At 68.7% G+C, this 7,127-nt stretch carries 7 protein-coding genes; 5 read left to right on the plus strand and 2 right to left on the minus strand.

Translation table 11 applies throughout. The features are described from left to right. The first annotated feature begins 132 nt into the window (after positions 1–132). Positions 133–1,044: a hypothetical protein gene (locus K0M70_RS06770; protein WP_290780878.1), complete on the plus strand. Its 912-nt coding sequence runs from the start codon at positions 133–135 to the stop codon at positions 1,042–1,044. A gap of 15 nt (positions 1,045–1,059) precedes the next feature. Here K0M70_RS06770 and K0M70_RS06775 read toward each other — a convergent pair whose 3' ends face one another. Beyond that, a complete protein-coding gene (locus K0M70_RS06775; protein WP_290780888.1) occupies positions 1,060–2,652 on the minus strand; it encodes a choline dehydrogenase in 1,593 nt (530 codons plus the stop codon). A gap of 168 nt (positions 2,653–2,820) precedes the next feature. On the opposite strand from K0M70_RS06775, the gene K0M70_RS06780 reads away from it, so the two are divergent. From K0M70_RS06780 to K0M70_RS06795, 4 genes are all read left to right on the plus strand, one after another. Next, complete coding sequence (locus tag K0M70_RS06780) at positions 2,821–4,155, plus strand: MFS transporter (RefSeq protein WP_290780880.1); 1,335 nt, start codon at positions 2,821–2,823, stop codon at positions 4,153–4,155. Between the two features lie 103 nt (positions 4,156–4,258). Next, a complete protein-coding gene (locus K0M70_RS06785) occupies positions 4,259–5,368 on the plus strand; it encodes an S-(hydroxymethyl)glutathione dehydrogenase/class III alcohol dehydrogenase (RefSeq protein ID WP_290780882.1) in 1,110 nt (369 codons plus the stop codon). Continuing rightward, on the plus strand, positions 5,368–6,210 hold the full coding sequence (gene fghA / locus K0M70_RS06790) for an S-formylglutathione hydrolase (protein ID WP_290780884.1): 843 nt from the start codon (positions 5,368–5,370) through the stop codon (positions 6,208–6,210). Before K0M70_RS06785 ends, fghA begins: the two co-directional genes overlap by 1 nt. A gap of 14 nt (positions 6,211–6,224) precedes the next feature. After that, positions 6,225–6,575: a DUF1304 domain-containing protein gene (locus K0M70_RS06795; protein ID WP_290780886.1), complete on the plus strand. Its 351-nt coding sequence runs from the start codon at positions 6,225–6,227 to the stop codon at positions 6,573–6,575. Between the two features lie 14 nt (positions 6,576–6,589). On the opposite strand, the gene K0M70_RS06800 is transcribed toward K0M70_RS06795, so the two are convergent. Then, the gene (locus K0M70_RS06800; RefSeq protein WP_290780889.1) at positions 6,590–7,066 is read right to left on the minus strand and encodes a hotdog fold domain-containing protein; all 477 of its coding nucleotides are present in this window, start codon (positions 7,064–7,066) and stop codon (positions 6,590–6,592) included. Positions 7,067–7,127: the final 61 nt, after the last annotated feature.

The raw sequence follows: 7,127 nt of genomic DNA on the forward strand, positions 1-7,127 counted from the left end.
ATCGCCACCCTTTCCGTGCAGGTCGAACGCTTGCAGACCGACCTGGCCTTCTTCCGGCAACAGAAGAAGGCTCGTTAACTTTCTGGAGTGAGTGATGTTCAACAAGAAGAAGCCGGTGGCGCGCGTCACCATATGCGGCCGCCGTCGGGACTGGACGAAGACCAGGCGCTGGGGCTCGATTCGCGCACGGCCGCGTCGCTGCCCGGCGATCGCGCCGAGCTGAGCATCACCCCGCCCGCCGTGATTGCCCAGGTGGGCGCGCCGCAGGCCAATGACTACGACCGCGCCGGTGCGCTGGTGAAGGCCATCCCGGACGTGCTCAGGCGCGCGGCGCACGAGCGCGACGAAGCGGTGGCCCTCCTGTTCGGCCTGCTGCTGGCGCCTCCGGGCAAGGTGCGCGACGCCCAGCAGTACGAGCTGGCGGCGCGCCACGAAGAGCGCGTGTCGCGCCAGGCGCTGGACTACGCCGACCGGCTGGCCGACCTGCCGCGCATCCTGTGCCTGCCGCTGGCGGCGATGGCCATGCCCGCGCTGCGCCGGAGGCCGCGTCCCGAGCTCGAGAAGTTCATGGACGCCTGCTTCGCGCTCACCCACGCCGACGGCAAGGTCAGTCTTTTCGAGTATTCACTGGGACGGCTGCTGCGCGTGCAGGTGACCGATGCGCTCGACCCGTCGAGTGTCTGGGTGGCCGGCGACCGCCGGCTGGCCAGCTGCAGCGATCACGCCATCACCCTGATGGCGCTGCTGGCCCAGGCCGGCCACGCCGACCCGGGCGCGGCGATGCGCGCCTACCTGGCGGGCATGGCCCTGGTGTTTCCGCGCGCCAATGCTCCCTACCGGCCGCCTACCGACCCGCTTCGGGCGATGGACGAGGCCTGGCCGGTGCTCGACCGGGTGGAGCCGCGCGGCAAGGAGCTGCTGATCGAAGGCCTGGTGGCCGCCGTAAGCCACGACGGCCGGATTTGCGTCGCTGAAGCCGAACTGCTGCGCGTCATCTGCGCTTCGCTGCACTGCCCGCTGCCGCCGATGCTGGAAGGCACCTGAGCCGAAACTTCCGGCTCAGGCAGCCTGGCCGCGAATCAGGTCGGCGGCGCGCTCGGCAATCATCATGGTGGGCGCATTGGTGTTGCCGCTCACCAGCTTTGGCATGACCGAAGCGTCCACCACGCGCAGGCCGCTGACGCCGATCACGCGCAGCTGCGGGTCCACCACGGTGTCCGGGTCGCCGACGCGGCCCATGCGGCAGGTGCCCACCGGGTGGTAGATGGATTCGGACTTGCGGCGGATGAAGTCGACCAGGTCGGCCTCGTCCTGCACTTTCGCGCCAGGCTGCAGCTCGTCGCCGCGATAGCCGGCGAAGGCGGGTTGGGCCAGGATCTCACGCGAAAGCCGCAGCGCTTCCAGCAGCACTTTCAGGTCGTAGCCCTCGGGGTCGCTGAGGTAGCCGGCTTCGATGCGCACCTTGTCGGCCGCGCTGGCGCTGGCCAGGTAAAGGCGTCCGCGGCTGCGCGGGTGCAGGCCACAGGCGTGCAGGGTGTAGCCATAGCCGGGCAGGAGGTTGCGGCCGTGGTCGTCCAGCTGCGCCGGCACGAAATGGAACTGGATGTCGGGTCGCTCGTCCTCGGCCAAGGTGCTGCGTATGAAGCCGCCCGTCTCGGCGATGTTGCTGGTGCCGGGGCCCTTCTTAAACAGGTAGTACTGCAGGCCCACCGCCACGTCGCTGAGATTGTCGTAGCTGACCTGGCGCAAGCAGCGCTGCAGGGTGCAGATGTCCAGGTGGTCCTGCAGGTTGCCGCCCACGCCGGGCAGGTCGCTGACCACGTCGATGCCGTGCTGGCGCAGGTGCGCCGCCGGGCCGATGCCCGACAGCATCAGCAGCTGCGGTGAATTGATCGCGCCACCGCAAAGGATCACTTCCTTCGCCGCGCCTTCGCAAAAGGCGCCCTTGCCGGCCACGGCGTACACCACGCCGGTGGCGCGGCCGTCTTCGATGACGACGCGGCTGGCGGTGGCGCGGGTGATCACGGTGAGGTTGGGGCGCTTGCGCACCGGCTTGAGGTAGGCCTGGGCACTGGAGCTGCGGGCGCCGTCGCGGGTGGTTGTCTGGTACCAGCCGAAGCCGTCCTGGCGGGCGCCGTTGAAGTCGTCGGTGGGCGCATGGCCGGCCTGCCGGGACGCTTCGAGGAACACGTCGGAAAGCGGGTTCTTGTGGCGCGGGTCGGACACGCCCAGCGGGCCGTCGCCGCCGTGGAATTCGCTGGCGCCGCGTTCGTTGCCTTCGCTGCGCTTGAAGTACGGCAGTACGTTGTCCCAGTGCCAGCCCTCGGCGCCCAGGGCCGCCCATTCGTCGTAGTCGCGGGCGTTGCCGCGGATGTAGCACATGGCGTTGATCGAGCTCGAACCGCCCAGCACCTTGCCGCGCGGCCACCACAGCAGGCGGCCGTCGAGCGCCGGTTCGGGCGCGGTGCTGTAGTCCCAGTTCACGCCCTTCTTGCCGACCAGCTTGGCCAGCCCGGCGGGCATGTGGATGAAGGGATGCCAGTCGCTGGGGCCGGCTTCAAGCAGCAGGACCCGGTTGGCGGGGTCTTCGCTCAGGCGGTTGGCCAGCACGCATCCGGCGGAGCCGGCACCCACGATGATGTAGTCGTACACAGGCACTTCTTTCTTCGATGACGGGCCGAGGCTAGGCTCCCGTTCTAGAGCAAACACTCGGGCTGCGACAGTACCGCTGTGCAAGCGTGACGCTGCTCACGAAAGCCTCACGGGCTGGTGCCCGGCGGCCGGGTTGGCTATGGTGCCGCGACCCCACCGGAATAGCGCATGACCCCAGGCACCCGCACCTCCGGCCGCTTCGACCACCTGCGCGGCGCGCTGCGGGAGTTCCCGGCCCTGCTGTGGTCGTTCCTGTACTTTTTCTTCCTGCTGACCGGCTACTACGTGCTGCGTCCCGTGCGCGACGCCATGGGCGCATCGGGCGACGTGGAGGCTGTGTTTCCGCTGGCACTGGTGGACTGGGCGGCCGCGCGCGGCGTAGCGCTGGGTGAGCTGACGCTGCAGCTGCTGTTCACCGGCACCTTCATCGCGATGGTGGTGCTGCAGCCGGTGTACGGGGCGCTGGTGAGCCGATTCCCCCGGCGGGTGTTCCTGCCCGTGCTGTACCTGGCTTTCATTGCCTGCCTGCTCGGCTTCTACGTCATTTTCGACCGCGACGTGCCCGGGCGCGGCGCGGTGTTCTTCGTCTGGGTGGCGGTGTTCAACCTGTTCGCCGTGTCGGTGTTCTGGAGCTTCATGGCCGACATCTACACCGACATCCAGGCGCGCCGGCTGTACGGCTTCATCGCCGTGGGCGGCACGGCCGGCGCCTTCCTGGGCCCGATCATCACCCGGGTACTGGTGCACCAGATCGGCGTGGCCAACCTGCTGCTGGTGTCGGCGGCGCTGCTGGCGGTGTGCGTGGGCTGCATCCTGAGGCTGGGTCGATGGGCGCGGGAGCGCGAGCAGTCACGCGGCGCGACCGAGTCGGAAGCGGCCATGGGCGGCAGCATGCTGGCTGGCCTGCGCCTGCTGCGCGACCAGCCGCTGCTGCGGGCGATGGCGGTGCTGATGTTCTTCGGCGTGGGCGTGGGCACGCTGCTTTACAACGAACAGGCGGCCATCGCCCGCCAGTTCTACCCGGGCGACGAGGCGCGCACGGCCTTCTACGCCAACATCGACCTGGCCATCAACCTGGTCACCATCCTGGTGCAGCTGTTCCTGACCCGGCCGCTGCTGCTGCGCTACGGCGTAGGTCCGGTGCTGCTGGTGCCGTCGTTCGCGATCCTGCTGGGCTTTGCCGCGCTGACCGCTTCACCCCTGCCGTTCCTGGTGGCGCTGGTGCAGATCGCCACCCGCGCGGGCGAGTTCTCGCTGTCGAAGCCGGCCCGCGAAACCATCTACACCCGGGTTGATCGCGAAACCCGCTACAAGGGCAAGGCCGTGATTGATACGGCGGTGTACCGCTTTGGCGACCTGTCGTTCGTCTGGCTGCACAAGGGGCTGGCCGCGTTCGGCTCCCATGTGGTGTTCGGCGTGGGCGTGCTGGTGGCCGGCGCGATGACCTTCGGCGCCTGGCGCCTGATCCGGGAGCAGGCCAGGCTGCCGGCCGAGAAGGCCTGAACGGCCGCGGCAACCGTTTTCCGGACGCTGCCTTCGCGTGGAAGCAACAACCGGCGGTGGCCGGCTGCGGTAATCTTTCCGCCTGACTTCGGGAGACCACCGCATGAAAACCAGAGCCGCCGTCGCGCACAAGGCCGGAGCGCCGCTGACCATCGAAACCGTCGACCTGGAAGGGCCGCGCTTTGGCGAGGTGCTGGTCGAGATCAAGGCCACAGGCGTGTGCCACACCGACCAGTTCACCCTGTCGGGCGACGACCCGGAGGGCCTGTTCCCGGCCATCCTGGGCCACGAGGGCGCGGGCATCGTGGTGGACGTCGGGCCGGGCGTGACCACGCTGAAGAAAGGCGACCACGTCATCCCGCTGTACACGCCCGAATGCCGCCAGTGCGAGTACTGCCTCAACCCCAAGACCAACCTGTGCCAGTCCATCCGCAGCACCCAGGGCCAGGGCCTGATGCCCGACGGCAGCAGCCGCTTCAGCCTGGACGGCAAGCCGGTGCTGCACTACATGGGCACGTCCACGTTCTCCAACTTCACCGTGGTGCCCGAGATCGCGCTGGCCAAGATCCGCGAGGACGCGCCGTTCGACAAGGTCTGCTACATCGGCTGCGGCGTCACCACCGGCATCGGTGCGGTGATCTTCACGGCGAAGGTGGAAGTGGGCTCGAAGGTCATTGTTTTCGGCCTGGGCGGCATCGGCCTGAACGTGATCCAGGGCGCGCGCCTGGCCGGCGCCGACATGATCGTGGGCGTGGACCTCAACCCGGGCCGCGAGGCGATGGCGCGCAAGTTCGGTATGACCCACTTCGTGAACCCGGCGGAGGTGGAGGGCGACCTGGTGCCTTACCTGGTGTCGCTGACCAAGGGCGGCGCCGACTATACCTTCGAATGCATCGGCAACACGAAAGTAATGCGCCAGGCGCTGGAAAGCGCCCACAAGGGCTGGGGCACCAGCGTGATCATCGGCGTGGCCCCGGCCGGCGCCGAGATCAGCACGCGGCCGTTCCAGCTGGTGACCGGGCGCAACTGGCGCGGCAGCGCCTTCGGCGGCGCCCGCGGCCGCAGCGACGTGCCCAAGATCGTGGACTGGTACATGGACGGCAAGATCGACATCGATTCGCTGATCACCCACACGATGCCGCTCGAGAAGATCAACGACGCGTTCGACCTGATGCACCGCGGCGAGTCCATCCGCAGCGTGGTCATTTACTGATGTCCATCGAACTCACCAGCGAACACGCCTGCTTCGGCGGCGTGCAGGGCTTCTACCGCATGGCGTCGCCGGCCTGCGGCGGAACGATGCGCTTCGCGGTGTTCCAGCCGCCGCAGGCCCGCGAGGGCCGCGTGCCGGTGCTTTACTACCTGGCCGGCCTGACCTGCAGCGAGGAAACCGCCACCATCAAGGCCGGCGCGCAGCGCGTCGCCGCCGAGCTGGGCCTGATGCTGGTGATGCCCGACACCAGCCCGCGCGACACGGGCATCGAAGGCGCCACCGGCGACTGGGAGTTCGGCGAAGCGGCGGGCTTCTATCTCGACGCCACCCAGGCGCCGTGGTCCTCGCGCTTCCGGATGGAAACCCACGTGGTGCACGAACTGGCCGGCGTGGTGGCCGAACACTTCCCGGCCGATCCGGGCCGGGCCGGCATCTTCGGCCATTCGATGGGCGGCCACGGCGCGCTGGTGCTGGCGCTTCGGCATCCCGACCTTTACCGCAGCGTGTCGGCCTTCGCGCCGATTGTCGCGCCCAGCCAGGTGCCCTGGGGCCAAAAGGCCTTTTCGCGTTACCTCGGCGACCATCCCCGCGCCTGGGCCGAGCACGACGCCTGCGAGCTGGTGAAGCGCCGGCCGTTCGCCGGCACCCTGCTGGTGGACCAGGGCCTGGACGACAAATTCCTGGCCACGCAGCTGCAGCCCGAACGTTTCGAGGCCGCCTGCGCGCAGGCCGGGCAGGCGCTGACCCTTCGCCGCCATGCCGGCTACGATCACAGCTACTATTTCATCGCCAGCTTCATCGAGGACCATCTGCGGCACCACGCCGCCGCGCTGGCCGACTGACCGGAGCAAGACCCATGTCCCTGATCGCGATCGTGCTGACCGCCCTAGTCGCCCTGCTGCACGTGGGCTTCATGGTGCTGGAGATGTTCTTCTGGACCAAGCCGCTGGGGCGGCGCGTGTTCGCGCTCACCGAGCAGCGCGCGCGGGACTCGGCGCAGCTGGCCGCCAACCAGGGCCTGTACAACGGCTTCCTGGCCGCGGGCCTGGTCTGGGGCCTGCTGATCGGCGACCGCGCCGTCTGCCTGTTCTTCCTGGGCTGCGTGGTGGTGGCGGGCCTGTTCGGCGCGGCCACGGTGAAGCGGTCCATCCTGTACGTGCAGGCGCTGCCGGCGATCGCCGCCGCCGCCGCCGTCCACTACCTCTGAAGGCCGTCCGGTAGCTATCGGCTCGGCTTGGCGCTGAGCCACATCCTGATCTCGGCGTGGAAGACCTTCACGCCCGCGGGATCCAGCACGTCCACATTGATTGGCAGGTCGTAGGCGTCGCTGGCGCTCACGATGGGAATCATCGGCGTGGCCACGGCGCGCATGGTGCCGCTGGCTTTCTTGAGGTATTGCACCGTCATGCCCTTGGGGATCCAGCGCATGTCGGCGGGCAGCGACGCGTCGATCATCACGCCCGCGCACAGCTCGGCCAGGTTGCACAGCGCGATGGCGTGCACGGTGCCGATGTGGTTCTGCACCGCGCGGCGGTGCGGGATGCTGGCCTCGCACAGGCCCTGCTCCAGCCGATGGATGGTTGGGCGGATGCTGCCGAAGTAGGGCGCCTTGAAGCACACCGCACGGCTGAAAAGCCAATGGCCGGCGGGGTAGCGGGTGAACTTGCGGTAGAGCTTGAGCAGCGGCGTGTCGGACATCGCGATGTCTCCAATGGAACGTGGGAGGGACGCCGGTGCCGATGCCCTTTGCGAGGGCATC

Source organism: Arenimonas sp., assembly GCF_019459675.1.
In the GTDB taxonomy this organism is placed as follows: domain Bacteria; phylum Pseudomonadota; class Gammaproteobacteria; order Xanthomonadales; family Xanthomonadaceae; genus Arenimonas.